This window comes from Clostridium sp. 7_2_43FAA (assembly GCF_000158375.2).
Lineage (GTDB): Bacteria > Bacillota > Clostridia > Clostridiales > Clostridiaceae > Clostridium > Clostridium tertium.
In genome coordinates this window covers 1,728,052-1,754,423 of the sequence record NZ_JH815222.1, presented here as the reverse complement: position 1 = coordinate 1,754,423, position 26,372 = coordinate 1,728,052, and the positions used below count along the sequence as shown (strand labels likewise).

Sequence of the window (26,372 nt, the reverse complement as noted above, 5' to 3'; positions counted from 1 at the left end):
TATTTTTGTTATGTCATAAACATTGTTGAAGTTATGACTATTTAGGTAACAACGAGTTATACTAAATATATGGAATAAAGTTTTTGGAGGGATATTTAATGATATCAGCAGGAGATTTAAGAAAAGGTACTACTTTCGAGCATGAAGGACAAGTTTATACAGTAATAGACTTCTTACATGTTAAACCAGGTAAAGGTGCAGCATTTGTAAGAACAAAATTAAGAAATGTTATTTCTGGTGGTGTTACTGATACAACTTTTAACCCAACAGCTAAATTACAAGAAGCAGTAATTGAAAGAAAAGAAATGCAATACCTTTATTCAGATGGAGAACTATACTACTTCATGGATCAAGAAACTTTTGAACAAATTCCATTAAACTACGAAAAAGTAGAAGATGCTATAAAGTTCATAAAAGAAAATATGTTTGCTGTAATAAAGTTCTACAAAGGAGAGGCTTTCTCAGTAGAGGCTCCAAACTTTGTTGAATTACTAATAACTCAAGCAGACCCAGGAATAAAAGGAAACACTGCTACAAATGCAATGAAACCTGCTACATTAGAAACAGGTGCAGTTGTAAATGTTCCTATGTTTGTTAATGAAGGAGACGTAATCAGAGTAGACACTAGAACTGGTGAATACATGGAAAGAGTATAATAACAAAAGCTAAGTTTTTACTTAGCTTTTTTATTCTATAAGGATTACAATAAAAGTTAAATAAACAAAAATTTATATATAAAATATCCAATATTAGGGTATAATTTGAATAGACAATATTTCTATTTAAAGGAAGTGAAGATGTGAAAAATATAAAAGAAAAAATAGAAAATATTAAAACTAATGTTGCTAATATAAATGATGATGAATATAATAATATTTTTAGTAGCATTTTATCGGTTTTAGATGATATGTCAAATGTAATTGAAGATATGAACAATAGACAAGATTATTTAGAAGAAAATGTTCAGTACATAGATGAAGATCTTACAGGATTGCAAGATGAATTATTTGAAGAAGTTTCAATAGAAGATCTTATAGAAATGGAAGATGAGTATATCGAAGTAAATTGCAAGAGTTGTAATAAGCCTCTTTTTGTTGAAAAAGAATCTATAGATAACAATAAATCAATACCATGTCCATTTTGTCATGAAGAAGCAATTTAATTAAATTAATAATAAAAAATTATAAAATAAAAAACTATTAGTTGTTAAACTGATAGTCATATATAGACTTTGTCCACACTAAAAAACCACCAGTTAAGCTGGTGGTTTTTTATCGTATTAAGAGTATTATATTTAAAATAAAATATTAAAAAACACTTTATTAATTAATAACTAAATAGCAATTACTATAAATTACAATAAAGGCTTAATATTTTAATAAAGCTCAAGGTGGCTTATATAATATAAATAAAGTTAGAATTTCAGTAATTGAATAAAACTTAAATAATAGATACTTTCAAATCTAATATATTTACTAAATTAATATTAAAGAATAAAAAAATAAAAACAATGAATATAAGAGTCAATTTTAAAATATTAATTTAACTAAGAGATATTTATAGAAAAACTTATATAAATAATTAACTTTATTTTTTTATAGTTAATTAAAAATATTTTACATATTTAATTATAAGTATGAATATTATTTGATAGAGAGAAATAAGTTTAAATATAACGTTAGAAAAGGAAGTGATGAATTGAGGAATGAGGAGGAGATTTTGAAAGTATTGCCTTTAAAAATCAGTAATGAACTAAGAGAAATACTTTTAAAAGAACCTGTCCAAGAAATAAGGATAAAAGTTCATAAGCCAATAATAGTTAATCTAGCATATAAGGAAATAATATTAAAATATGTAACTACAGTTGAGGATATAAAGCAAATTTTGGTTAAGATATCAAATTACTCATTATATGCTTATGAAGAAGAAATAAAGCAAGGATATATTACAATTAGGGGTGGACATAGAATAGGAATAGCAGGGGAATGTGTCTTAGTAAATGGAGAAGTAAGAACTATAAGAAATATATCTTCTTTAAATATAAGAATATGTAAAGAAGTGATAGGATGCTCAAATGAAATTATGAAGTACATAACTAAGGAAGATAGAGTATTTAATACTTTAATAGTATCTCCACCTAAATGTGGTAAAACTACTATTTTAAGGGATATAGCTAAAAATATTTCAACTGGGATGCCTATTGTAAATTTGAAAGGAAAAAAAGTATCTATTATAGATGAGAGAAGCGAGATAGCTGCTTGCTTTAATGGAGTTCCACAGTTGGATGTTGGTATTAGAAGTGATATTTTAGATAATTGCTTAAAAAAAGATGGAATGATTATGGCTATAAGAAGTTTATCTCCGGACATATTAATTTGTGATGAAATAGGAACCGATGGAGATATAGAGGCTCTTCATATGGCATTTAATTCTGGAGTAAATATTATAGTTACTATTCATGGATATAGTATAGAAGATGTTTATAAAAGAAAGGTTTTTAAAGATTTGTTAGAAAATTCCATTTTAGATAGAATAGTTATTTTGAGTAATAGAAATGGAGTAGGAACAATTGAACAAATATATTCAATAGAAATGGAGGGGGAATTTAAGTGCTTAAGATAACAGCAGTTATCATTATTTTTCTATCTTGTACTTATATAGGATTTTACTATGGTGAAATTTTTAAAAAGAGGAGTAAGCAACTTAATTCAATATTAAAATCAGTTTTGTTTTTAAATAATGAGGTAATATATGCAAATACACCTCTTCCAGAAGCTTTGAAATATATTTCGTTAAAGGTTGAAGCTCCTCTAAATTCTATTTTATCAGCAGTTTCTGATAAGCTGTTAAAGGGAGAAAGTACAAGCGTATACGAAGCATTTGAAAGTGAATATAAAAAAAATAAATCTGAATTTAATTTAAATGAAGAGGATAAAAGATTAGTAAATGATTTTTTAAGACCACTTGGAGAGTCAGGAGTTTACGGGCAGGATAAACTATTTAACCTAACAATAGAAAATATGAAATTAAATTGTAGGTCTGCTGAAGAATTAGCAAAGAAGAATGTAAGGATGTATAGAGCTATAGGAGTATGTATAGGTGCTATGATTTCGATTTTTTTAATTTAGTAGGAGGGTAATAAATGCTAGATGTAACTATTATATTTAAAATAGGGGCTATGGGTGTCCTTCTTGTAGTCTTAGAGAAAGTTTTAAAAGCTAGTGGTAAAGATGAAATTGCAACAATAGCCAATATTGTAGGAATAGTAATAATTTTAATTACAGTAATAGGACTTATAGGAAATCTATTTAATACTGTAAAAACTATGTTTATGCTATAGGTGCTATTATGGATATTATTAAGATTGTTGCCTTTGCTTTTGCTGCTTTATTTATGTTTCTTCTATTTAAAGATAAAAGAAGCGATATATCAACATTAATATCATTATCAGCAGGAGCTATAATTTTCTTGGTTGTAATTACACAACTTAATGATGTAATTTACTTTATAAAAGATATAGCTGATAAAGCTAATATTGATATGGTCTATATAGGAGTTGTTTTAAAAATACTAGCTATAGCATATTTAGCTACATTTTGTAGTGAAATATGTAAAGATGCAGGAGCTGCTAGCATAGCTAGTAAGGTTGAATTTTCAGCTAAAATTTTGATATTAACATTAGCAATACCAATACTTATGGCTGTTCTTCAATCAATTTTACAAATATTGTAGGTGTTTTTATGATAAAAAATATTTTCACAAAGAGAATTATATTAGTTATAAGTATAATTATTATAGCTTTTGTATTTCTTCCTAGTAAAAGTGCTTTAGCTAATGAAAAGAATATTAATAAGATAAATATTAATAATGAAACATCTAATGAAGAAATTAAGTTAGAAAATGAGGAAGTTAATAATAAATTAGATTCACTATATAACTATATAAATAATATGAAATCAGATATTGAAATAATGAATGACTTAGATCCAGTTGAATATATTAAGGGATATATAAAAAATGGTGAAGGAAATCTATCTTTTAAAACTATTAGTGATGCTGTTATAAGTTTCTTATTTAAAGAAGTAAAAACTGTACTTGCATTATCAATAAGCATAATAGCAATTGCAATAATATGCTCACTACTTAAAAACTTACAAACTGCATTTTCTAATGAAGGGATATCAAATATAGCGTTTTTTGCATGTTATGCATTATTAATAGTTATATTATCTAAAAGTTTTATAGTTTCTATAAATATAGCAACTGATATAATAAAAGATTTATCAGATTTTATGGTAGCTATTTTACCTGTATTAGTTATGATGATTGGAACTGTAGGAGGCTTTACGCAAGCTGCAACTATGGATCCTATAGTAGTTGGAGCAACATTAATTATTCCAAGAATATATACAACGGTAATAATACCACTAATACTTATTACATTTGTTTTAGAATTTGCAAATAATATTTCAACGGAACATAAAATAAGTAATTTATGTAAGCTTACAAAGCAAATTACTATATGGCTCCAGGGTATAATTTTAACTATATTCATAGGATTATTAACAGTTAGAGGAATAACATCATCAACTATTGATGCTGTAACATTAAAAACTGCTAAGTTTGCTATAGATAATTTTATACCTATAGTAGGAAAAGCTTTTTCAGATGCTATTGCATCTGTAGCAGGATATTCACTAATAATAAAAAATGCTATAAGTTCTGTTGGGCTAATTATAATAATACTTATGATGTTGTATCCAATAATAAAATTAGTATTAATTTCATTTGTATATAAATTGACAGCAGCAGTTATAGAACCAATAAGTGATAAACGAATAACAAGTTCAATTGCTGCGGCAGGAGATTCTCTGATACTTATAATGTCCTGTGTTTTATCGGTAAGCCTTATGTTCTTCATATTACTTGGAATTATGGCATCAGCAGGTAAATTTGTTATAGGAGGGTAGAGAGGGATATGGAAGAAATAAAAGGATTTGTAATAACCCTAGTTACTATGCTTATATTAATGACGGCAATTGAGTTTATAGCTCCTGATAACAATATGAAAAAGTATTTAAAATTTGTTTTAGGATTAATACTTATATCTGTTATGTTATCTCCTATAATTTCTTTATTTAGTAAAGGTGAAGAAAGTATTTCTTTGCAGGTGCAAAAGTATATAGAACTTAGTGAAAATGAAAGCGCTGAAGTAAGTAAAGATTATAAGAGTGATAGTGAAAATGTATTTAAAGAAAATTTAGAACAAAACTGTAATAGACTTTTAAAGGAAAAGTTTACAGACAAAGAATTTGTTAGCAATATAGATTGTGAAGTTGATATGAATAACATTAATTACTCCATTGATAAAGTTCAAGTAGGAGTTAAAAATAAAGATGTTTCTAAGATACAAAAGATAATAATAAATACACAGAAAGATAGTAAAAGCGTATCTTCCCAGGATGAAAAAGTAAATAACGAAGATGAAATAATAAGTTACTTAGCAGAAGCTTTAAATGTTTCTAAAGATAAAATAGAAGTATATAAAGTAAATTGATGGGAGTGAGAAAATGGGTAAAGGTGATTGGAAAAAGGAGCTAGCTAACGTTATAAATGATAAAAAGTTTCTAAATGCAGTTTGTATTGCACTAGTTTTAGCTTTTGTTTTGTTAGCTATTAGCTTTTTGACAACTGGCAGAAAAAAAGAAGCAAAACCAACAAGTGTAAACACTACTACACAAAATTCATCTGACATACAAAGTCAATCAGAAGAAACAATGAATAGTTATGAAGCCCAAGAAAAAAAAGAGTTAAAAAATCTTTTAACTAAAATAGAAAACGTAGGAGAAGTTGAGGTAATGATTTACTTTAAAAGTGGAGAAGTAAAGGTTCCCGCAACTGAAAATACTACTCAAGAAGCAACAACAGAAGAAACAGATAATCAAGGTGGAAAAAGAACTAATACTCAACAAACAGATGGAAGTAAAGTTGTTATGGCAGTCGAAGGAAGCAAAAATGAGCCATATATTTTACAGACTAATAAACCAGAGATTAGCGGAGTGGTTATAGTAGCCGAAGGTGCAAGTAGTAGTAAGGTTAAATATGATATACAAGTGGCTGTATCAAGTTTATATGGAATTTCAATAGATAAGGTTAATGTATATCCTATGAAAAATTAGCATATAATTAAATTGAAAAAGAAGATGGGGGGAAATCAAAATGACAAAAAAACAATTTGGTATTATTTTCACACTAATGGCTCTTATAGTATGTGTAGGAGTTATTGCAGCAAAATTAAATAAGACGGGGTTAAATGATCCAACAGATTTTAGCCAAGTAATATCACAAGGAACAGAAGAAAATAAGGATAATGAAAAGAAAGATGATAAGGAAACTTTAGGAACTCAAGATTATTTCTATAGCTTAAGAAGTGAGAGAGATCAAAAAGATGCTGCAACAATTCAACAATTAACTTCATTAAAAAATGATGTAAATACATCTCAAGAACAAAAAGATCTTGCAGATAACGAATTAAGAGAAAAAACTATGGTTATCGATAAAGAAAGCAGAATAGAAGTAAATGTTAAAAATCAAGGATTTGAAGATGTGTTATGTTCTATAGAAGGTAACAAAGTTAGAGTAGTTGTAAAAGCTGATGAAGTAACAGAAGCTGATAGTGCATCAATTCAAGAAATAGCTGAAAATGTTTCTGGAATTAGTGATGTGATAATAGAATCAAAGAAATAATTCATTGTAATATAATTATTGGTTTGATATAATAAACATAAGAAAAAAAGAGTTTTGTCATCAAAACGCTTGGGAGGTAAGTACATGGAAAATAAAAACTATGATGATAATCTAGGGATAGTAAAAATTTCTGATGAAGTTGTTAGCGTAATAGCAGGAATTGCAGCTGAAGAAATTAATGGCGTAGAAGACTTACAACAAATAGGTGGTAACAACATATCACAATTGCTAAAAGGTAAGAAGAATGTAGGAAAAAATGTAAAAGTAACATTAAGCGAAAATAGTGCTATAATAGATTTAAATTTAGCAGTAGAGTATGGTGTGAAAATACCAGAAGTAGTAAATGCAGTTCAAGAAAATGTCAAGAGGACTGTTGAAGCAATGACAGGATTGAATGTTGATTATGTTAATATAAACGTTCAAAGCATTTACTTACCAAAAACTGAAAAAGAAGAAAGTAAGGAAAATTAATTTCACCCTCTGATTTTTCAGAGGGTGTTTTCCTTGTGCTTTAAATAAATTTGTTGTAGTATATTTATGATTAGAAAGTTTTAGAAGGTTAATAATATTAGTAGTAAGAACACTTAGGAGGATAAGATGAATAGAAAAAGATCTAGAGAAATAGCCATGGAATTACTTTTTGGAATGACTTTAAGCAAAAATACATTAGAGGAAACAATAGAAACATTTATAGAAGATTATGAAATGAATTTAAAAACTATAGATTTGGAATATATAAAAGGAATTTTAGCGAAGGTTGAAGAAAATATAACTGTAATAGATCAAAAGATAGAAGAAGCATTAACAAATTGGAAGATAGATAGAGTATCAAAGGTTAATATTTCAATATTAAGATTAGCAATTGCAGAAATGCTTTATGTAGAAGACGTTCCGGAAAAGGTTGCTATAAATGAAGCAATTGAATTAACAAAAAAATATTCAGATGAAAAAAGTGTTTCATTTGTAAATGGAGTTTTAGATAAAGCATTTAAGAGTTTATAAAATGTAGTAGGGGGATTTTTCATGGGGAAAATTATAAATGGTAAAGAAGTTTCAAACGATATAAAAGAAGAAATAAAAGAATACATATTAAAAAGAAAAGAGTTAGGGCTTAGACCTCCAAAGATAGTATCAATTTTAGTAGGGAATGATGGAGGCTCTGTGTACTACATTAATAATCAAGAAAAAGTAGCTCTTTCGCTTGGTTGTAATTTTGAAAAACTATTACTTAACGAAGGTATATTAGAAGAGGAACTTCTAAAAAAAATAGAATTATTAAATTCTGATAAAGAAGTCGATGGAATAATATTGCAACTTCCTCTTCCAAAAGGATTAAATGAAAAGAAAATAATAAATACCATTTCCCCAACAAAAGATATAGATTGTTTAACATATATTAATCAAGGCAAATTGTATTGCAATGAAAAAACATATTTGCCTTGCACTCCAAATTCAATAATAACCTTATTAGAAAGATCTAATATTGAACTTGAAGGTAAAAATGTTGTAGTTATAGGAAGAAGTAATATTGTAGGAAAACCAGTAGCACAATTATTATTAAATAAAAATGCTACAGTTACAATTTGTCATTCAAAAACTAGAAGCTTAAAAGAAGTTTGTAAGGCTGCAGATATTATTGTAGTAGCAATAGGAAAACCAAAGTTTTTAACTGATGAATATGTAAATAGTAATTCTATAATAATAGATGTTGGAACATCATCTTTAAATGGTAAAATCACTGGAGATGTAGATTTCGAAAAAGTAGAGCAAATAGTTGAAAAGATAACACCAGTTCCAGGCGGCGTTGGAGCTTTAACAACTACGCTACTTATAAAAAATTCATGTGAGGCGCTAGAGAATAATGAGAATTAAAACTTTAACAGTTAATGAACTTAATAACTACATTAAAAAGACATTAGATAATGATTTTATATTAAATAATCTTTTAGTAAAGGGAGAAGTATCAAATTTAAAATATCATAGTAGTGGACATATATATTTTTCTTTAAAAGATTCAATAAGTAAAATTAATTGTGTTATGTTTAAAAGTAATAGTGCGGATCTAGACTTTAAATTAATTGAAGGAATGGAAGTTATAGCTAATGCTAGGTGTTCTATTTATCCAGGAACAGGATCACTTCAATTATATATAGAAAAGTTACAAAAAGAAGGAATTGGCGAACTACATATAAAATTTGAAAAGCTTAAGAAAAAACTTCAAGATGAAGGTTATTTTGATGAACAGTATAAAAAAGAAATACCTAAAATGCCTAAAAGAATTGGGGTTGTAACATCAGAAACTGGAGCAGTTATAAGGGATATAATAAATGTTTCAAAAAGAAGAAGTAGTTTAATTGATATTGTTTTATATCCTGCTTTAGTTCAAGGGGAAGGCGCTTATAAAACAATAATTAATGGAATTAAGTATTTCAATGATACTAAAAGTGTTGATGTTATAATAGTAGGTAGAGGTGGAGGTTCCATAGAAGAATTATGGAATTTTAATGAGGAAGACTTAGCTAAAGAAATATTTAAATCTAAGCTTCCAATAATTTCAGCTGTTGGTCATGAAGTTGATTTTACAATATCTGATTTTGTAAGTGACTATAGAGCATCAACTCCATCACAAGCTGCTGAAATTGCTGTACCACTAGAAAGTGATATAATGTATGAAATAGATAACTATAACAAAAGAATAAATGAAATAGTATTTAATAAATTTAGTTATGAAAAAGAAAAATTATCGAACTATAAAAAAATATTATCTTTAAACAGTCCAGAAGTAATTTTATCTAATTCTTATTTGGAACTAGATAGAATAGAAGATAGAATGAAAAAATTAGTTTTTAATAAAATAGAAAAAGAAAAGCTTAAAATTAAATCGTTAAATGATATTTTAGAAGCTCATAACCCAATAAATGTATTAAAAAAAGGATATACAATTGTTGAAGATAATGAAAAAAATATAATTTCATCTAAAGAAGAAATAAAGGATTTAGATGAATTTAATATAATATTTAAAGATGGAAAAGTTAAAGGGAAAATTATTTCCATGGATTAAGGAGTTGAAGAGTTTATGGCAAAAAAAGAATCTTATGATGATATGGTTAAAGGCCTACAAACTATTTTGAATAATATGGAAAATAATGAACTTCCACTTGAGGATTTAATGAAAGAATACGAAAGTGGAGTTAAACTTATTAATAAATTATACAAAACACTAAATTCTTTAGAAGGAAAGCTAACAACAATAAAAGAAAATATGGAAGTGGAGCTAAAGAATGAGTAATATTATAGAAAAACATAGAGATTTTATAAATAAGTATTTAAATGTATATTTTAATGATAAAGGAAGTTATAATAAAATTATATATGATTCAGCAAGTTATAGTTTAAATATAGGAGGTAAAAGAATAAGACCTATATTATTTTTATTGACTTATGGATTATACAAAGAAAATTATAAAGACGTAATAGAAATGGCCTCAGCAATAGAAATGATTCATACCTATTCTCTTATACATGATGATCTTCCATGTATGGATAATGATGATTTAAGAAGAGGGATGCCGACTAATCATAAAAAATTTGGTGAAAATATAGCTGTATTAGCAGGAGATATGTTATTAAATGAAGCAATGAGTTTAATGATAAAATTTTCAATAAAAAATGGAGCTAAAGCATTATTAGCATCAAGGGAAATAGCAGAAGCAGCAGGACCAGAAGGTATGATAGGCGGGCAAATCGTAGATGTTATAAATGAGGGGAAATTAATATCTAAAGAAGAACTTCTTTATATGCATAGTAAAAAAACTGGAGAATTAATAAGGGTATCTATTATAGCAGCAGCTATTCTTGCAGATGCTCCTAAAAAAGATATAGAAATACTAAATGATTTTGGATTAAAGCTTGGTTTAGCTTTTCAAATTAAGGATGATATATTAGATATAACAGGGGATATTTCAAAGCTTGGTAAAAATACTAAAAGCGATGAAAATAATAATAAGTCCAATTTTATATCTTTATTTGGTTTAGAATATTGTGAAAGAGAATGCGAAAATTTAACAAAAGAATGTATTGAATTGTTGAAAGGCCTTTCTGTAGAATCGATAAATTTGCAAACAATAACTTTAGATTTATTAAATAGAGAATCTTAATAGAAAGAAAGGTTTAATTATGGGTAAAATATTAGATAAGATTACTTCTCCTGGAGAAGTCAAAGAGTTATCAAATGTTGAATTAGAAGTACTTGCTGGAGAAATTAGAGAATTTTTAATAGATAGTGTTTCTAAGACAGGAGGGCATCTAGCTTCTAATTTAGGAGTTGTGGAGCTAACTATAAGTCTATTTAAAAGTTTTAATTTAGAAAAAGATAAAATAGTTTGGGATGTTGGTCATCAAAGCTATGTGCATAAAATACTTACAGGTAGAAAAGATCAATTTAATAATCTTAGAAAGTATAATGGATTAAGTGGATTTCCAAAGAGATGTGAAAGTAAATATGATGCTTTTGATACAGGACATAGTAGTACGTCAATATCTGCTGCATTAGGAATGGCAAGAGCCAGAGATATTAAAAATGAAGATAATCAAGTTGTTGCAGTTATAGGCGATGGAGCATTAACTGGTGGTATGGCTTTAGAGGCATTAAATGATGTAGGATTTAAGAAAACAAAAATGATTGTTATTTTGAATGATAATCAAATGTCTATATCACCTAATGTTGGTGGATTATCAACACATTTAAATAACTTAAGGATGGAACCGAGATATAACAAACTAAAATCAAATATAAATGAAACCTTAAGTAATTCTAATGCAGGTAAAAAATTAGCAAGTTGTATATCAAGATTTAAAGATAGCATTAAACAATTTGTAGTACCATCTATGCTTTTTGAAGATATGGGATTAAAGTATATAGGACCTATAAATGGACATGATATAGAAACGATGACGGAAGTATTAGAAAAGGCAAAACAAATTGATGAACCTGTTATAATACATGTAGTTACAAGTAAAGGAAAAGGTTATGAACTAGCAGAAAAAAATCCAAATAAGTTCCATGGAGTAAGCCCGTTTGATTTAGAAAGTGGAGAAGCATATATTCCAAGTGAAAGATCATATTCGAAGGTATTTGGTGATGCTATGCTAGATTTAGCAAAAGAAGATGAGAGAATAGTTGCAATAACTGCTGCCATGCCAGATGGAACAGGACTTAAGGGCTTTGCAAAAGAGTTTCCAAATAGATTTTTTGATGTAGGAATAGCAGAAGCACATGCAACAACTCTTGCAGCAGGTCTTGCAAGTGCAAACTTAAAACCTGTTTTTGCTGTATATTCTACGTTCTTGCAAAGAGCCTTTGATCAATTAATTCATGATGTATGTATTCAAAATATGCCAGTTATTTTTGCAATAGATAGAGCAGGATTAGTAGGAGAAGATGGAGAAACTCATCAAGGAATGTTTGATTTATCTTATTTATCTCAAGTTCCCAACATGACAGTTTTAGCTCCTAAACATTTAAATGAAATAAAGGTTATGCTAAAATGGGCTTTTACACAAAATGGCCCAGTAGCGATAAGATACCCTAGAGGTACAGATTGCTGTAATGAAATGAATCCATTAACAGAAATAAGTTATGGTAAATGGGAAAGAATTATAACTGGAGAAAAGATTGCTATAATTGCAGTTGGAAAAATGCTTCAACATGCATTATTAGCTAAAGAAATATTAAAATCTAATGGAATTAATCCTACAATAATAAATGCTACATTTGTAAAACCATTAGATAAAAATATGCTAGAGAATCTAGTAAAAGAAGGCTATGATATAGTCACTATTGAAGATAACATAATAAATGGTGGATTTGGTAGCTATGTTTTAATGAAGCTGTATGAACTAGGCTTTAGAAATAAATTTAAAGCATTAGGATTTAAAGATAAGTTTGTTCCACAGGGGAATGTAGATTTATTATATAAAGAAAATAAATTAGATCCAGAAGGAATAGCAGAAGCTATCATAGAACTTAACAAATAAAGGAGATAAAGATGTCTGGGAAAAAAGAGAGATTAGATATACTTTTAGTTGAAAAAGGCATATTCACATCAAGAGAGCGTGCTAAAACTAGTATAATGGCTGGTAAAATATTTGTAGACGGACAAAGAGTTGATAAGGCTGGAGAAAAGATTAATGTTGATGCAGATATTATATTCAAAGGGCAAGAGATACCATATGTAAGTAGAGGTGGATTAAAGCTTGAAAAAGCTATAAAGGAGTTTGGAGTAAACTTAAAAGATAAGGTGTGTATGGATATAGGAGCTTCTACTGGTGGATTTACTGATTGTATGTTACAAAATGATGCAAAAAAAGTATTTTCAATTGATGTTGGATATGGACAGTTTGCTTGGAAGCTTAGAACAGATTCAAGAGTTGTATGTATGGAGCGTACAAATATAAGATATGTAACTCCTGAAGATTTAGGTGAATTAACAGATTTTGCTTCAATAGATGTATCATTTATTTCATTAAAGAAAATAATGCCTGCTACTTTAAGTTTATTAAATGAAAGTGGGGAAGTTGTAGCTTTAATAAAGCCTCAATTTGAAGCTGGAAAAGAAAAAGTAGGGAAAAAAGGTGTAGTTAGGGATATAAATGTTCATAAAGAAGTAGTTTTAGACATAGTAGAATTTTTAATTAGTCAAAACCTAAATATTTTATCTGTAAGCTATTCTCCAATTAAAGGACCAGAGGGAAATATCGAATATTTAGTTTACTTTACTAAAGATAAAAATAAGAAATCAACATTTACCATAAATGATATAGAAAAAATAGTAAATGAATCTCATAATTCACTATAAAATATATTGATAATAATTTTTGTTTAAGGCTTCAAGAAATAACTTGAAGTCTTAAATGAACCTTACATTATATATTAGGTACAGTATAAGGGGGGCATGATTATGAAGAAAGTTGCCATTGCAATCAATCCATCTAAAGATGAAAAAAATGAAATTGCTATGAAAGTAAAAGAAAAGCTTTATAAATATTTTAATAATATAGAAATAATTATGTTAAATAGTTATGATATAATAAACTATGAATTTAAGGAGCTACTTGATCTTATAATAGTATTAGGTGGAGATGGAACTATCTTAAGTGTTGCTAGAGGTATAAATGGGAAATTAAATGTACCTATTTTAGGAATTAATATTGGAAATTTAGGGTTTTTATCAAGTATAGAAGTTTCTGAAATGGATAAAGCTTTTTTAAAATTAAAAGAAGGTAATTATATTTCTCAAAAAAGGATGCTATTAACATGCGATTTACCTTTAGAAGACATAAAAAATGAATCATTAGCTCTAAATGATATAGTTGTAGCAAGAGGAACATTATCAAGAATGGTGAAGTTTCAAATATTTATAGATGGTAAAAGATATTATAATTTTAAAGGTGATGGTTTAATTATAGCAACACCTACTGGATCAACGGCATATTCATTTTCAGCTGGAGGACCCTTTATTTATCCCGATGTAGATGTAATTACTATAACTCCAATTTGTCCTCATCCGCATGGAATGCAGACAATAGTTTTAAATAGTGGTAGTGAAATTGAAGTTAAAGCAGAAAATGAAGATGAGGAAGTGTATATAACTTTCGATGGTCAAAAAGCTATTAAGACAACCAATCAAACTATAATAAAGATAAAAAAAGCAAAAGAATATGCAAACATAGTTTTATTTGATGATTATGATTATTTTAAAGTACTACGGGCAAAAATTCTAAATAACTGGAAAGAATGTGAAGGTGATTAATTTGAAATCAAAGAGGCATAACAAAATATTAGAGATAATTAGTGAAAAAGAAATAGAAACACAAGAGGAGCTTGCAGAAGAGTTAAAAATAGCTGGATTTGACGTAACCCAAGCAACAGTTTCTAGGGATATAAAAATACTAAAGCTAATAAAGATGCAAGGTGCTTCAGGAAATTACAGATATGTTGCATCATCTAAGGAATCTAAGGATATTAATGATAAGTTATCTAGCATTTTATCTAATGCAGCTGTATCAGTAGAAAATGTAGATAAATTTGTTGTTGTAAAGACACTAACTGGATCTGCTATGGCAGTTGCTGAAGCAATAGATACATTATTTGATACAGAAGTCGCAGGAACAATTGCTGGAGATAATACAATTTTTATATTAGTAAGAAATTTAGATAAAGCTGAAGAATTAGTAGAGAAAGTTAGAAAAATGATTTTATAAAATTAAAGGTGATATAATATGTTATTACAATTAAATATAAAGAACTTTGCTTTAATTCAGGAACTAAGTGTTGAATTTGGAAAAGGGTTTAATATATTATCCGGAGAAACAGGTGCTGGTAAATCTATATTAATTGATACTATAGATTATGTTTTAGGCGGAAAATTTTCAAAAGACTTAATAAGATATGGCGAAGAAAAAACTTTTGTTGAAGCAATATTTTCAATTGAAAATGAAGAACTTATTGAAGTTTTAAAAGAGTTAGATATTGATGATGAAGAAATATTAATAATTTCAAGAGAAACAACTTTATCTGGAAAAAGCATAATAAAAGTAAATGGAAAATCAGTAGTACTTTCATATCTAAGAAAAATAAGAGAAAAACTTTTAGATATACATGGGCAACATCAAAATCAAAATTTATTAAATAGAGCATTTCACATATATTATTTAGATGACTTTATAGGAGAGGAATTAAATCCATACTTAGAGGAATTTGAAAATTTAAGAAAAGAGCAAAATTTAATTTTAGAAAAAATAAAAGAGTTAAATGGGAATGCAGATAGAGAAAAACTAGTGGATTATATAAAATTTCAAATTGATGATATAGAAAAGGCTAAATTAAAAGTTGGTGAGGAAGAAAGCTTAAATGAGGAATTTAATTTACTTTCAAATGCAGAAAAAATTTCTTTAGCATTAAGTAAAACTTATTCTATTTTAGATAATCCAATGGAAGGTATTTCAGTTATTGAAGGAATATCAAAAGCTGTTAATGAATTATCTATAGTTGAAAAGCATTTTGAAAAATTAATAGATAAAAGAGAAAGAATGGAAGAAGCGCTTTACACTTTGGAAGAGATTTCAAGGGAAGTAAGAGATTTGTCATCTGAAATTTATTATGACGAATTTGAATTAGAAAAGATAAATTCTAGGATATATGAAATTAGTTTATATAAGAAAAAGTACGGGGAATCAGTTGAAGAAATTTTAAATTATTTAGAAAAATTAAAATTACAATATGATGAACTTATTAATTCTGAAGAAATAATTAAAGAATTAAATTTAAAAAAAGAAAAATTAGAAGATGAAATGAGACAAGTTTCTGAAGAAATGCATAATATAAGAGAAAAGAATTCTGTGAATCTTGAAGAAAAAGTAAAGTATGAATTATCTTATATTGGAATGGAAAAATCAGAAATTAAAATATCAATAGAAAAAAGTGAAAACTTTAATTCAAGAGGTTTTGATGAAGTTATTTTTCTAATTTCTACAAACCCAGGAGAACCTTTAAAACCATTAGAAAAAGTTCTTTCAGGTGGTGAGCTTTCAAGAATTATGTTAGCTCTTAAATGTGTTTTTGTGGATAAAGACAAAATACCAACGCTTATTTTTGACGAAATAGATACTGGAATAAGTGGAACTATTGCTAAAAGAGTTGGAGAAAAAATGTATGAAGTGTCTACCAAGCATCAAGTATTGTGTATAACACATTTACCTCAAATAGCAGCACTTTCTGATTGTCACTATTTTGTATCAAAAAAGGTTGAAAATGAAAAAACATATACACAAATTAGAACGTTGGATAAGTACGATAAAGTTAAAGAAATTGCAAAGATGACTAGTGGCGATGAAGTGAGTGATGTTACTTTAGAAAATGCTTCAGAAATGGTTGCTTTTGCAGATCTTAAAAAACAAGAAATATTAAAAAGTTATTCATAAATAAGATACATAACTTAATAAAAAATGAATACACTAAAATCATGGTTATTTACCATGATTTTATTTTTTTATATTTTTCAAGTTATATCTTTAAAATTTTTAACGTTTTTAACAAACTTAATACAGCATATAAGAATGCAGATGAGGGAAAGTTAAATACAGAAGCAAAGGAGGAGATGATATGAGGATGAAAAAGTTAAAATATTTAGGCGTAATAATAACTCCAATGTTGATTCTGGGTTTAATTACTTTCTTTAGTTTAAGTAGTATTCCAGAAAAAATATATGTAAATGAAGCTGCCTCAACTTCTGATGTAGTATTATCAGATAATATATTTATGAAGAACAGCAAAATAAAGAAGGATAAGCTTCAAGTAAAACTTTTAGGATTTATTCCTGTTAAGTCGGTAGCAGTATCTAAAGTGAATGACTTGGAGGTATATCCAGGTGGAACAAGTGTAGGAATAAAATTATCAACTAAAGGTGTTTTAGTTGTAGGACATTCTGATATAGAATCAGTAGAAGGTAAGGTTGAAAGTCCTGCCAAAAATTCTGGTATAGAACTTGGGGATGTACTTATAAAGATTAATGGAGAAGAAATACAAAGTTCAAAGGATTTATCAAAAAAAATTAAAAACCTTGATAATTCTAAAATAAATGTTGATTATATTAGAAATGGTAATATAGAAAAAAAAGAAATAGACTTAGAAAAAGAAAATAATGAATATAAATTAGGACTTTGGGTTAGGGATTCAACTGCAGGTATAGGCACATTAACATTTTATGATAAGAATACTTCAATATTTGGAGCTTTAGGGCATCCTATAACAGATGGTGATACTAATAAACCTTTTATAGTAAGAAATGGAGATTTACTAAATTCTTCAGTAATAAGTGTTAGAAAAGGTGAAAAAGGTTCACCTGGAGAGTTAAAAGGCTTATTTGTTAACGAAAAAGAAAGTTTAGCAACAATAGAAAAAAATACAGAAGCTGGTATATTTGGAGAGGCAAGTGCTGATTTAGTAAACCCTACTTTTAATAAACCTTTGAAAGTAGGATTTAGAAATGAAATAAAAGAAGGGGCAGCAAAAATTATAACAACAATAGATGAAAATGGACCTAAAATGTATGATATAGAAATAGTAAAATTATTACCTCAGGAGGAGCCTGGACCTAAGAGTATGGTAATAAAAGTTACAGATGAAGAACTTTTAGAAAAAACAGGTGGAATAGTTCAAGGAATGAGTGGAAGTCCCATTATTCAAGATAATAAATTAGTTGGAGCAGTAACTCATGTATTAATAAATAAACCAGATGTAGGTTATGGTATATACATTGAATGGATGTTAAAAGATGCAGGAGTAATTGAATAAAAAATTAATAAATTTGAATAGTTTTATAATACAAAAAGTGTTATAATTATATAAAATAATAAGAGTACAATTAGTACTCTTATTATTTTTACTGTCAGAAAAATGAAATTTATCTATATAAAAAATAAATATTATAATAAAATTTTGAAAAAAATGTAAAAAAACTATTAAAACCAAATAAATTGTGTTATAATGATATTAAATTAATCTTGAAAAGGATTGTTTTTTTCTGTTATGTCTATATATAATGTTTATAGATGAATTTTAAAAGATAAATTTTTAAAAGAACTTAATATGTACTCGAATTAATTGGAGTATTTTGGGAAGATGGGGGAGAGAAGTATGAATGATTCAAAAATTTCAGTTTTAATAGCTGATGATAACAAGGAGTTTTGCAGTATCTTAAATGATTACTTATTAAATCAAAGGGATATTATAGTTACTGCAGTTGCTAAGGATGGAAGGGAAGCCTTAGCTCTTATCGAGGAAAAGCAACCAGATTTAGTAGTTTTAGATATAATAATGCCACATTTAGATGGTTTAGGAGTTCTTGAAAAATTAAATTCAATGAATTTAGAAAAAATGCCAAGAATAATAGTTCTTTCTGCAGTTGGTCAAGATAAAATTACGCAAAGAGCTATTACTTTAGGTGCTGATTATTATGTTGTAAAACCATTCGATATGGATGTTTTCACTAAGAGAATAAGAGAAATGTTTAATGGATCTTCAAATGATGTTGTTAGAAAACAATCTGCTGTAGTAGAACAAGAAGTTAAACATCAATCTAAAGGTCCAGTAGATTTAGAAACTGAAATTACAAACATAATCCATGAAATTGGAGTGCCAGCTCATATTAAAGGATATATGTATTTAAGAGAAGCTATTACAATGGTTGTTAACGATATGGAACTATTGTCTGCTGTTACAAAAGAATTATATCCATCAATAGCTAAAAAGTATAATACAACAGCTTCAAGAGTTGAAAGAGCTATAAGACATGCAATAGAAGTTGCTTGGGGCAGAGGTCAAGTTGATGCTATAAATAAACTATTTGGCTATACAATACACAATGAAAAGGGTAAGCCAACAAATAGTGAATTTATTGCTATAATAGCTGATAAATTAAGATTAAAGAATAAAGTTAGCTAATAGCAGAAGAAAATTAGTAAAATGACTGTTGAACAAGTAATTTGAAAAAGTCAAATCTATGTTGTTTATAGCAACAAAGTGTATTTGATACCAATAAATAAATATTAAGTTAAGTATATAGAACACTTTCTATCAGTTGGGGTTATTCTAGTTGATTAGGAAGTGTATTTATTTTTAGATTTATTAAGAGAAGTAAGTTGACTATTATCTTATATCTGAGATTGAGAGATTCAAAATTTAAATAAGAAATTAAATAATTTATTAAATTATAAAGAAGGTATGTAAGAAGAGATGTGTTTTATAATGAATACATCTCTTTTTCGTTAAAAATATTTACTTAATTTGTTCAGATTAATAAAGAATAGCATGAAATAATTGATTTTAAGTTTAAAGCAAATAAGGTAATTGTTGAATCTATATATTAAAAGTTATGATATAATATTTATAATATAGTTTAAATTTAATATGGTATAACAAAGTTAAAAAAGTGTATTGATTTATAAGGAGAAATATAATGAATTTAAATGAAGAAATATTAAATGAAAAGTTAATTCATAAAGGAAATTTTATGGATTTTGTAAACATTGATGTAAAATTACCTAATGGAAAAAATGCCAATAGAGATGTTATAAAACATCCAGGAGCTTGTGCAGTTATAGCATTTTTAGATTCAGAAAATATAATATTAGTAGAACAATTTAGATTACCATTAAATAAAACATTATTAGAAATACCAGCAGGTAAACTTAATAAAAAAGAAGATCCAATGGATTGTGCAAAAAGAGAGCTTCAAGAGGAAACTGGATATGTTGCAAAAGAAATAGAATATTTAGGATCTATTGCAACGGCACCTGGATTTTGTGATGAAATTATACATTTATATAAAGCTTGGAATTTATCTTTAGGAGAAAAAAATGAAGATGATGATGAGTTTACAAGTGTAAAAGTATTAAATATAAATGATCTTAAAGAAATGATAAAAAAGGGTGAAATAATTGATGGTAAAACTATAAGTGTACTTTCATACTTATAAATTTTATTATGATAAAAATAAATGGAGAAAAGCTATTTTTATAGCTTCACTCCATTTTTTTATTTTTTTAATAAAAAAATATTTTACATATATTCAATTATGAATAATAAGGAAACTTTAAACATATTATGTTCTATAGCAACTATGGAGGAGGAATAATATGAATTTAATAGAAAAGTTGAATTCAAACTTTAGAGAAAATAAAATATTCTATTTACTTGTACTAACTTTTTTCTTTGTAGGTATATTACTAGGTTCATATACCATAAAATATATGGATGGAGTAGATGCAAAGGATTTAGCTGATTACTTTACAGGATTCATTAAAAGTATAAATGTTGAAGAGGTAAAAACAAATGAATTGCTTATAAGCATAATAAAAAATAATATAATAATCATATTACTTATAATAGCACTAGGATTTACTGTCTTTGGAGCGCCGATAATTTTAATAATAGACCTAATAAAGGGATTTACTTTAGGTTATACCTTTAGTTTTTTATTAACTACATTTGATGGAAAAGGTATTTGGATTGCTCTAACATCGACAGTTCCACAAAACATATTTTATATACCTTTTTTTATAGGTATAAGTATTATTTCTTTAGAGTTATCTTCAGTGAAGTTAAAAGAAAAGTTTTTTAATGGAATTGGAAGTAGTAAGTTGATGTTAAATGGACTAGTAATGAAATTAAGTTTCTTTGTTATCCTATTTGCCATAGGGGTTATAATTGAGTGCTATATGAGCCCAGGGTTAATAAGAATGGTAGTAACGAAAGTTTATAAATTAACCTAATCCAATGAAAATAAAGAAGGAATAAGAATTTTTTTGTCGAATTAATAATGTATTAGGATAGGGGAGAATTATGAAAGAAATTGTGAATAATTATAAGGAAGCTTTATTAAAAAGTCATAAAAGTGAAAACACTGTTTATGCCTATGTAACTGACGTAAACTTATATGTTAAGTATTTAAAAAGTAAAAATATGAGTATTGATGAAACGGATAATGTATCAGTACTTGGTTATATACAATACTTGCTTAGCCAAGGTAAGTCAGAAAGATCAATAAACAGAATAGTTATAAGTCTTAGAAGTTTTTATAATTATCTAAAAGATCAAAAAGTTGTAAGTGAAATACCTAAGATATACTATAAGAATACAACTACAACTAAAAAGTTACCTGAGATATTAACTATAGATGAGGTAGACAGAATAATTAAAATTGTAGATAAAGATTGCAATAAGGGAATAAGGGATAATGCTTTATTAGAGCTTATGTATGCTACTGGAATGAAGGTTTCAGAGATAATTGGATTAAATGTTTATGATATCAATTTAGAATTAAACTTTGTAAAATGTCATGATAATAAAAATTATGAGAGGCTTATTCCAATTGGAAGAAGTGCAACAGAAGCTTTGAAGGAATATTTAAAAATAAGAGATCAAGTTGCATCTGCAGGAGTTGAAACCCTATTTGTTAATTTAAATGGAAATCATTTAACAAGACAAGGCGTATGGAGAATAGTAAAAGAATATTCTCATAAAGCAGGAATTAAAAAAGAAGTTAATTTAAATACTTTTAGACACTCTTTTGCGGTACATTTATTACAAAATGGAGCTAATGTAAGAGCTGTGCAAAAGCTTTTAGGAAATCAAGTTCTAACTTATATGGACACATATTATGAAATAATTAATAATGATAAAATAAATATTGTATATAAAAACTCTCATCCTAGAGCATAATAATAGGGAATATTTAATATGGTATCTTATAATTTTAGAAGTAAGATAAATTGAGAATGTTAAATAAAAAATAATGAATATACAATGGCTACTAAAAATTTAGAAAAGTAAACTGGTTATTGCAATATAGCAAATTAAATAGATAAAAGTTTAAAAATAATATACTAAAGTAGGAGGTCATGTTCTTATGAGAATGTATGACATTATATTAAAAAAAAGAAAAGGTCTAGAATTATCTAAAGAAGAAATTGAGTTTTTTGTAAATGGATTTACAAAGGGAGAAGTGCCAGACTATCAAGCATCAGCATTACTTATGGCTATATTCTTTAACAAGATGAATAAAAGAGAAACTGCAGATTTAACTATGGCAATGGTTAATTCAGGAGATAAGATTGATTTATCTTCTATAAATGGAGTGAAGGTAGATAAACACTCTACTGGTGGAGTTGGTGATAAGACTAGTATTTGTTTAACACCGCTAGTTGCATCACTTGGAGTTCCAGTTGCTAAAATGTCTGGTAGAGGATTAGGTCACACTGGTGGAACTATTGATAAATTAGAAGCATTTAATGGATTTTCAGTAGAACTTTCTGAAGAAACATTTATAAATAATTCAAATACAATAGGAATAGCATTAACTGGTCAAACAGGTAACATTGCTCCAGCTGATAAGAAAATATATGCTCTTAGAGATGTTACAGCAACAGTAGATAATATGTCATTAATAGCATCAAGTATAATGAGTAAGAAAATTGCTTCAGGAGCAGATGCTATAGTATTAGATGTAAAAGTTGGAGATGGAGCATTTATGAAAACTCCCGAAGATGCTAAGGCTCTAGCAAGAGAAATGGTTGATATAGGAAGTTCAGTAGGAAAAAAAACTATAGGTGTAATTTCTGATATGGATCAACCTTTAGGATATGCAATAGGTAATTCTCTTGAAGTTAAAGAAGCTATAGAATTATTAAAAGGAAATGGACCTAAAGATTTATTAGAATTAACATTAACTTTAGGTAGTTATATGCTTGTTTGTGGAAAGACAGCAAGAAACTTCGAAGAAGGCAAGGCATTATTATTAAAAAATATTAATAATGGTAAAGGACTAGAAAAGCTTAAGGAATTTGTAAAAGCCCAAGGTGGGGATGCAAGTCTTATAGATGATACTGATAAATTCCCTAAAGCAAAATATGTAGTTGAAGTAAAAGCTGCTCAAAGTGGTGTGATTTCAAAAATAAATGCAGAAGCCTTTGGTTTAATTGCAATGGAACTTGGAGCAGGAAGAGAAACAAAAGAAAGTATAATAGATCTATCTGTAGGTATAGTTTTAAATAAAAAAAGAGGAGAAGTAGTCAAAGAGGGGGATATACTGGCTTATATTCATAGTAACGATGAAAGTAATATAGAAAAAGCTAAGAATGATATAATTAAGAACATGATTATATCTAACTCTCTAGATAAGGAAATTCCTTTAATATACGATATTGTAGAATAAATAAAAAAATATGATAATAAGAATTTAGTTCTTTTTATCATATTTTTATTTTTATTGGTAATAATAAGCTTTGAAGGGAGGCAATATGATGAATAAAAAATTTATGAATAAAGTTGTCGCAATTGTTTTAAGCTTATTATCTATATCTGTAGTACCAGTAAAAGCAGATGTAGAACCATATGATACTTCAATAGAAACTTATGAAGAATGGACTACAGAGGTTTTTAGTGATGAAGGAATAAATGTAGATGCCAAATCAGCATTATTAATAGAGCCAAAAAGTGGGAAAATTCTTTATGAGAAAAACATCGATGAAAAATTTGCACCAGCATCTGTAACTAAAATAATGACGATGCTTTTAACTATGGAAGCTGTAGATAGTGGAAAAATAACATTACAAGATAAGGTAACATGTAGCGAAAATGCTAAAAAGATGGGTGGAAGCACAATGCTTCTAGATACAGGAGAAATAAGAACTGTAGAAGAGTTAATAAAAGGTGTTGCCATTGCATCGGGTAATGATGCTGCTGTAGCATTAGCTGAATATTTAGGCGGAACAGAAGATGCTTTTGTAGAAATGATGAATAAAAGGGCTCAAGAATTAGGTATGGTTAATACAACATTCAAAAATTGTAATGGCTTACCTATAGAAGGTCATTTATCTACTGCAAGAGATATATCAATAATGTCATTGGAGCTTTTAAAGCATCCAACAATATTAAAATATTCAGGAATTTATATGGAAACTATTTCTGAAGGAAGAAAATCACCTATAGAATTAGTTAATCATAATAAGCTTGTAAGATTTTTTGAAGGTTGCGATGGATTAAAGACAGGATATACTGAAGAAGCAAAATATTGTATTTCTGCAACTGCTACTAGAAATGGTGTTAGAATGTTATCTGTTATTATGGGTGCACCAACATATAAAGTAAGAAATAGGGATGCAGGAATGCTTTTAAATTATGGATTCTCTAAATTTGAAGGTAAAAAGCTTTTATCAAAAGATGAAGATGTAGAAAACATTTATTTAAGTAAACAAACTGATAAATTCTTGGTTGCTAGGGCAAAGGAAGATTTAGTAGCAATAGTACCAAAAGGAACAAATGAAGAATTAGAAAAGAGAATAGTAATTGACGAAGTTAAAAAGGAATATAAGCAAGGGGATATTGTAGGTAAATGTGAAGTTTATCTTGGAGAAGAAAAAATTGGGGAAGTAGAATTATATTCAGATAGAGATATAAAACTTGGCGGAATATTTGAAAACTTCAAGTTCAATATGAAAAACATGTTTAGAAAAGGCGTATAGTATAAAGTAATTGCATCTTTAAATACATATGGCAAAATATCGGATATTAAGTAGAGATACTTATATCCGATATTTTTCATTTTTTCACTATTTTGCATCGCAAAATAAAACAAAGGTTGTTCTTTACTATTAAAATTGATATTATATATTGGAAGGAATATAGTGTTATCAAAGGCGGATGATATTTATGGAAATGCCCAAAGTAAAGGTAGCAAATTTTGAAGGTCCATTTGACTTGCTGCTGCATTTAATTAAAAAAAATGAAATGGATATTTATAATGTAGAAATATATAAAATCACTAGTCAATATTTAAAATATTTAGATGATATGAAAATTATGGACTTAGAAATTACATCTGAATTCATAGTAGTTGCGGCTACTCTTATAGAAATAAAATCTAAAAAACTATTACCTAATATTAAAGTTTCAGAAGAAAATGAAGAAGATATAGAAAAAAATCTTATGGAAAAGCTTATAGAATATAAGAAAATTAAAGGTGCTGCATTATTCTTTAAAGAAAAGTACATAAATTCTGGAGACATATATACAAAGAAACCAGAAATAATTGAAGAAATTAAAAGTGATAAAAAAGAAGAAGACATATTTAAGAATATTACGTTACTTGATCTTTATAATATTTATAATAAATTAATAGAAAACTTCCTTATGAAGCAAAATAAGGAGAATATAATTCAAAGAAAAATTTATATAGATAAATATAAGATTGAAGATAAAATGGACGAGCTGTTACGTAATATTGAAGAGGAAAGAATCGTAAAATTTAGAGATATAATAAGAGAGAGCGAATGTAAGCTAGAAGCGGTAGTAACATTTTTAGCACTTCTTGAACTTATAAAACTTAGGATGATTAAAGCCTATCAAAATGACAATTTTGATGACATATTAATTGAAAGGAGAAAAATAGGTGAGTAAAACTGAAGTTGAGCAATATGAATTTGAAGAAGTTTCATCAAAACCTAAAATAAAATCTGCAATAGAAGCATTATTATTTGTAAGTGGAGAACCTTTAACTATTAAGGATTTAAGTAATTCTATAGAAGTTTCACCTAAAACAATATCAAATATTTTAAATGAAATGATTTTAGATTATGAAGAAGAAAAAAGAGGAATAAAACTAATATCAATAAATGGAGAATATCAATTAGTTACAAAGGCCGAAAATAGCGATTATATACAAAAATTATTAAAGAAAAATAAAAGACAATCTTTATCACAAGCTTCTTTAGAAAGTTTAGCTATAATTGCCTATAAGCAACCTATAACAAGAGTTGATATAGATGAGATAAGAGGAGTAAAATCCGAAAGTGCTATCCATAAATTATTAGAAAAAGATTTAATTAAAGAAGTTGGTAGGTTGGAGGTTCCAGGAAGACCTATTTTATTTGGAACAACTGAAGAGTTTTTAAGACAATTTGGATTAAAAGAATTAAATGAGTTGCCATCTTTAGATTTGTATTCAGAAAAAGATGAAGAAACAATAGAAGCTATGAATGAAATAATTAAGGAAATATAATAGGTAGCC

Annotated in this window: 30 protein-coding genes; all 30 read left to right on the top strand. The window is 27.3% G+C overall.

The window, feature by feature from the left end; all coding sequences use genetic code 11:
- The first annotated feature begins 98 nt into the window (after window positions 1–98).
- The 30 genes from efp (at window position 99) to scpB (ending at window position 26,363) form a co-directional block, all read left to right on the top strand.
- On the top strand, window positions 99–656 hold the full coding sequence (gene efp / locus CSBG_RS09870) for an elongation factor P (protein WP_008679144.1): 558 nt from the start codon (window positions 99–101) through the stop codon (window positions 654–656).
- Window positions 657–799: 143 nt separating this feature from the next.
- Complete coding sequence (locus CSBG_RS09865) at window positions 800–1,162, top strand: CD1247 N-terminal domain-containing protein (protein ID WP_008679142.1); 363 nt, start codon at window positions 800–802, stop codon at window positions 1,160–1,162.
- Between the two features lie 536 nt (window positions 1,163–1,698).
- Window positions 1,699–2,622 (top strand): stage III sporulation protein AA, encoded by a 924-nt coding sequence (gene spoIIIAA, locus CSBG_RS09860; RefSeq protein WP_035285286.1) that lies wholly within the window; start codon window positions 1,699–1,701, stop codon window positions 2,620–2,622.
- Entirely contained in the window at window positions 2,610–3,128 is a 519-nt protein-coding gene (gene spoIIIAB / locus CSBG_RS09855) for a stage III sporulation protein SpoIIIAB (protein ID WP_008679138.1), read from the top strand. The genes spoIIIAA and spoIIIAB overlap by 13 nt, the downstream gene beginning before the upstream one ends.
- Window positions 3,129–3,142: 14 nt before the next feature.
- Complete coding sequence (gene spoIIIAC, locus CSBG_RS09850) at window positions 3,143–3,340, top strand: stage III sporulation protein AC (RefSeq protein WP_008679136.1); 198 nt, start codon at window positions 3,143–3,145, stop codon at window positions 3,338–3,340.
- Between the two features lie 8 nt (window positions 3,341–3,348).
- Complete coding sequence (gene spoIIIAD / locus CSBG_RS09845; protein ID WP_008679134.1) at window positions 3,349–3,732, top strand: stage III sporulation protein AD; 384 nt, start codon at window positions 3,349–3,351, stop codon at window positions 3,730–3,732.
- 8 nt (window positions 3,733–3,740) lie between these two features.
- Window positions 3,741–4,970, top strand: coding sequence for a stage III sporulation protein AE (gene spoIIIAE, locus CSBG_RS09840; protein ID WP_008679131.1), 1,230 nt, complete (start codon window positions 3,741–3,743; stop codon window positions 4,968–4,970).
- An 8-nt stretch (window positions 4,971–4,978) separates the two neighbouring features.
- Entirely contained in the window at window positions 4,979–5,557 is a 579-nt protein-coding gene (spoIIIAF, locus tag CSBG_RS09835) for a stage III sporulation protein AF (RefSeq protein ID WP_008679129.1), read from the top strand.
- 13 nt (window positions 5,558–5,570) lie between these two features.
- A complete protein-coding gene (gene spoIIIAG, locus CSBG_RS09830) occupies window positions 5,571–6,179 on the top strand; it encodes a stage III sporulation protein AG (protein WP_008679127.1) in 609 nt (202 codons plus the stop codon).
- Between the two features lie 40 nt (window positions 6,180–6,219).
- A complete protein-coding gene (locus CSBG_RS09825) occupies window positions 6,220–6,747 on the top strand; it encodes a SpoIIIAH-like family protein (protein ID WP_008679125.1) in 528 nt (175 codons plus the stop codon).
- Window positions 6,748–6,831: 84 nt separating this feature from the next.
- Window positions 6,832–7,218 carry an Asp23/Gls24 family envelope stress response protein gene (locus tag CSBG_RS09820; RefSeq protein ID WP_008679124.1) on the top strand — a complete coding sequence of 129 codons (387 nt, stop codon included), beginning with the start codon at window positions 6,832–6,834 and terminating at the stop codon, window positions 7,216–7,218.
- A gap of 126 nt (window positions 7,219–7,344) precedes the next feature.
- Window positions 7,345–7,749: a transcription antitermination factor NusB gene (gene nusB, locus CSBG_RS09815; RefSeq protein ID WP_008679123.1), complete on the top strand. Its 405-nt coding sequence runs from the start codon at window positions 7,345–7,347 to the stop codon at window positions 7,747–7,749.
- Between the two features lie 21 nt (window positions 7,750–7,770).
- Window positions 7,771–8,619, top strand: a complete 849-nt coding sequence (locus CSBG_RS09810; protein ID WP_008679122.1) for a tetrahydrofolate dehydrogenase/cyclohydrolase catalytic domain-containing protein — start codon at window positions 7,771–7,773, stop codon at window positions 8,617–8,619.
- Window positions 8,609–9,808: an exodeoxyribonuclease VII large subunit gene (gene xseA, locus CSBG_RS09805; protein WP_008679121.1), complete on the top strand. Its 1,200-nt coding sequence runs from the start codon at window positions 8,609–8,611 to the stop codon at window positions 9,806–9,808. Before CSBG_RS09810 ends, xseA begins: the two co-directional genes overlap by 11 nt.
- A 15-nt stretch (window positions 9,809–9,823) precedes the next feature.
- Window positions 9,824–10,036: an exodeoxyribonuclease VII small subunit gene (xseB, locus tag CSBG_RS09800; RefSeq protein ID WP_008679120.1), complete on the top strand. Its 213-nt coding sequence runs from the start codon at window positions 9,824–9,826 to the stop codon at window positions 10,034–10,036.
- The gene (locus CSBG_RS09795; RefSeq protein WP_008679119.1) at window positions 10,029–10,904 is read left to right on the top strand and encodes a polyprenyl synthetase family protein; all 876 of its coding nucleotides are present in this window, start codon (window positions 10,029–10,031) and stop codon (window positions 10,902–10,904) included. Before xseB ends, CSBG_RS09795 begins: the two co-directional genes overlap by 8 nt.
- Window positions 10,905–10,923: 19 nt before the next feature.
- Complete coding sequence (gene dxs / locus CSBG_RS09790) at window positions 10,924–12,783, top strand: 1-deoxy-D-xylulose-5-phosphate synthase (RefSeq protein WP_008679118.1); 1,860 nt, start codon at window positions 10,924–10,926, stop codon at window positions 12,781–12,783.
- A gap of 11 nt (window positions 12,784–12,794) precedes the next feature.
- Window positions 12,795–13,604, top strand: coding sequence for a TlyA family RNA methyltransferase (locus CSBG_RS09785; RefSeq protein ID WP_008679117.1), 810 nt, complete (start codon window positions 12,795–12,797; stop codon window positions 13,602–13,604).
- A gap of 102 nt (window positions 13,605–13,706) precedes the next feature.
- Window positions 13,707–14,558 (top strand): NAD(+)/NADH kinase, encoded by an 852-nt coding sequence (locus CSBG_RS09780; RefSeq protein ID WP_008679116.1) that lies wholly within the window; start codon window positions 13,707–13,709, stop codon window positions 14,556–14,558.
- A 1-nt stretch (window position 14,559) separates the two neighbouring features.
- Window positions 14,560–15,009 carry an arginine repressor gene (locus CSBG_RS09775; RefSeq protein WP_035285282.1) on the top strand — a complete coding sequence of 150 codons (450 nt, stop codon included), beginning with the start codon at window positions 14,560–14,562 and terminating at the stop codon, window positions 15,007–15,009.
- Window positions 15,010–15,027: 18 nt separating this feature from the next.
- Window positions 15,028–16,728 carry a DNA repair protein RecN gene (gene recN, locus CSBG_RS09770; protein ID WP_008679113.1) on the top strand — a complete coding sequence of 567 codons (1,701 nt, stop codon included), beginning with the start codon at window positions 15,028–15,030 and terminating at the stop codon, window positions 16,726–16,728.
- A gap of 181 nt (window positions 16,729–16,909) precedes the next feature.
- The gene (spoIVB, locus tag CSBG_RS09765; RefSeq protein ID WP_008679111.1) at window positions 16,910–18,100 is read left to right on the top strand and encodes a SpoIVB peptidase; all 1,191 of its coding nucleotides are present in this window, start codon (window positions 16,910–16,912) and stop codon (window positions 18,098–18,100) included.
- Between the two features lie 342 nt (window positions 18,101–18,442).
- Window positions 18,443–19,249: a sporulation transcription factor Spo0A gene (spo0A, locus tag CSBG_RS09760; protein ID WP_008679108.1), complete on the top strand. Its 807-nt coding sequence runs from the start codon at window positions 18,443–18,445 to the stop codon at window positions 19,247–19,249.
- A gap of 514 nt (window positions 19,250–19,763) precedes the next feature.
- A complete protein-coding gene (locus CSBG_RS09755) occupies window positions 19,764–20,282 on the top strand; it encodes an NUDIX hydrolase (protein WP_008679107.1) in 519 nt (172 codons plus the stop codon).
- A gap of 160 nt (window positions 20,283–20,442) precedes the next feature.
- Window positions 20,443–21,078, top strand: coding sequence for a stage II sporulation protein M (gene spoIIM / locus CSBG_RS09750; RefSeq protein WP_008679105.1), 636 nt, complete (start codon window positions 20,443–20,445; stop codon window positions 21,076–21,078).
- Between the two features lie 70 nt (window positions 21,079–21,148).
- Window positions 21,149–22,027, top strand: coding sequence for a tyrosine-type recombinase/integrase (locus tag CSBG_RS09745; RefSeq protein ID WP_008679103.1), 879 nt, complete (start codon window positions 21,149–21,151; stop codon window positions 22,025–22,027).
- A gap of 187 nt (window positions 22,028–22,214) precedes the next feature.
- Window positions 22,215–23,519, top strand: coding sequence for a pyrimidine-nucleoside phosphorylase (locus CSBG_RS09740; RefSeq protein ID WP_008679101.1), 1,305 nt, complete (start codon window positions 22,215–22,217; stop codon window positions 23,517–23,519).
- Between the two features lie 88 nt (window positions 23,520–23,607).
- Window positions 23,608–24,828: a D-alanyl-D-alanine carboxypeptidase family protein gene (locus tag CSBG_RS09735; protein ID WP_008679099.1), complete on the top strand. Its 1,221-nt coding sequence runs from the start codon at window positions 23,608–23,610 to the stop codon at window positions 24,826–24,828.
- A gap of 187 nt (window positions 24,829–25,015) precedes the next feature.
- Complete coding sequence (locus CSBG_RS09730; protein ID WP_008679097.1) at window positions 25,016–25,762, top strand: segregation/condensation protein A; 747 nt, start codon at window positions 25,016–25,018, stop codon at window positions 25,760–25,762.
- Window positions 25,755–26,363 (top strand): SMC-Scp complex subunit ScpB, encoded by a 609-nt coding sequence (gene scpB / locus CSBG_RS09725; RefSeq protein ID WP_008679095.1) that lies wholly within the window; start codon window positions 25,755–25,757, stop codon window positions 26,361–26,363. Before CSBG_RS09730 ends, scpB begins: the two co-directional genes overlap by 8 nt.
- The last annotated feature ends 9 nt before the right edge of the window (window positions 26,364–26,372 follow it).

Bases quoted from the DNA above. Each gene is read 5' to 3' on its own strand.
- efp (WP_008679144.1), top strand. From the start codon at position 99: ATGATATCAGCAGGAGATTTAAGAAAAGGTACTACTTTCGAGCATGAA.
- spoIIIAC (WP_008679136.1), top strand. From the start codon at position 3,143: ATGCTAGATGTAACTATTATATTTAAAATAGGGGCTATGGGTGTCCTT.
- spoIIIAD (WP_008679134.1), top strand. From the start codon at position 3,349: ATGGATATTATTAAGATTGTTGCCTTTGCTTTTGCTGCTTTATTTATG.
- spoIIIAE (WP_008679131.1), top strand. From the start codon at position 3,741: ATGATAAAAAATATTTTCACAAAGAGAATTATATTAGTTATAAGTATA.
- spoIIIAF (WP_008679129.1), top strand. From the start codon at position 4,979: ATGGAAGAAATAAAAGGATTTGTAATAACCCTAGTTACTATGCTTATA.
- spoIIIAG (WP_008679127.1), top strand. From the start codon at position 5,571: ATGGGTAAAGGTGATTGGAAAAAGGAGCTAGCTAACGTTATAAATGAT.
- CSBG_RS09825 (WP_008679125.1), top strand. From the start codon at position 6,220: ATGACAAAAAAACAATTTGGTATTATTTTCACACTAATGGCTCTTATA.
- CSBG_RS09820 (WP_008679124.1), top strand. From the start codon at position 6,832: ATGGAAAATAAAAACTATGATGATAATCTAGGGATAGTAAAAATTTCT.
- nusB (WP_008679123.1), top strand. From the start codon at position 7,345: ATGAATAGAAAAAGATCTAGAGAAATAGCCATGGAATTACTTTTTGGA.
- CSBG_RS09810 (WP_008679122.1), top strand. From the start codon at position 7,771: ATGGGGAAAATTATAAATGGTAAAGAAGTTTCAAACGATATAAAAGAA.
- xseA (WP_008679121.1), top strand. From the start codon at position 8,609: ATGAGAATTAAAACTTTAACAGTTAATGAACTTAATAACTACATTAAA.
- xseB (WP_008679120.1), top strand. From the start codon at position 9,824: ATGGCAAAAAAAGAATCTTATGATGATATGGTTAAAGGCCTACAAACT.
- CSBG_RS09795 (WP_008679119.1), top strand. From the start codon at position 10,029: ATGAGTAATATTATAGAAAAACATAGAGATTTTATAAATAAGTATTTA.
- dxs (WP_008679118.1), top strand. From the start codon at position 10,924: ATGGGTAAAATATTAGATAAGATTACTTCTCCTGGAGAAGTCAAAGAG.
- CSBG_RS09785 (WP_008679117.1), top strand. From the start codon at position 12,795: ATGTCTGGGAAAAAAGAGAGATTAGATATACTTTTAGTTGAAAAAGGC.
- CSBG_RS09780 (WP_008679116.1), top strand. From the start codon at position 13,707: ATGAAGAAAGTTGCCATTGCAATCAATCCATCTAAAGATGAAAAAAAT.
- recN (WP_008679113.1), top strand. From the start codon at position 15,028: ATGTTATTACAATTAAATATAAAGAACTTTGCTTTAATTCAGGAACTA.
- spoIVB (WP_008679111.1), top strand. From the start codon at position 16,910: ATGAGGATGAAAAAGTTAAAATATTTAGGCGTAATAATAACTCCAATG.
- spo0A (WP_008679108.1), top strand. From the start codon at position 18,443: ATGAATGATTCAAAAATTTCAGTTTTAATAGCTGATGATAACAAGGAG.
- CSBG_RS09755 (WP_008679107.1), top strand. From the start codon at position 19,764: ATGAATTTAAATGAAGAAATATTAAATGAAAAGTTAATTCATAAAGGA.
- spoIIM (WP_008679105.1), top strand. From the start codon at position 20,443: ATGAATTTAATAGAAAAGTTGAATTCAAACTTTAGAGAAAATAAAATA.
- CSBG_RS09745 (WP_008679103.1), top strand. From the start codon at position 21,149: ATGAAAGAAATTGTGAATAATTATAAGGAAGCTTTATTAAAAAGTCAT.
- CSBG_RS09740 (WP_008679101.1), top strand. From the start codon at position 22,215: ATGAGAATGTATGACATTATATTAAAAAAAAGAAAAGGTCTAGAATTA.
- CSBG_RS09735 (WP_008679099.1), top strand. From the start codon at position 23,608: ATGAATAAAAAATTTATGAATAAAGTTGTCGCAATTGTTTTAAGCTTA.
- CSBG_RS09730 (WP_008679097.1), top strand. From the start codon at position 25,016: ATGGAAATGCCCAAAGTAAAGGTAGCAAATTTTGAAGGTCCATTTGAC.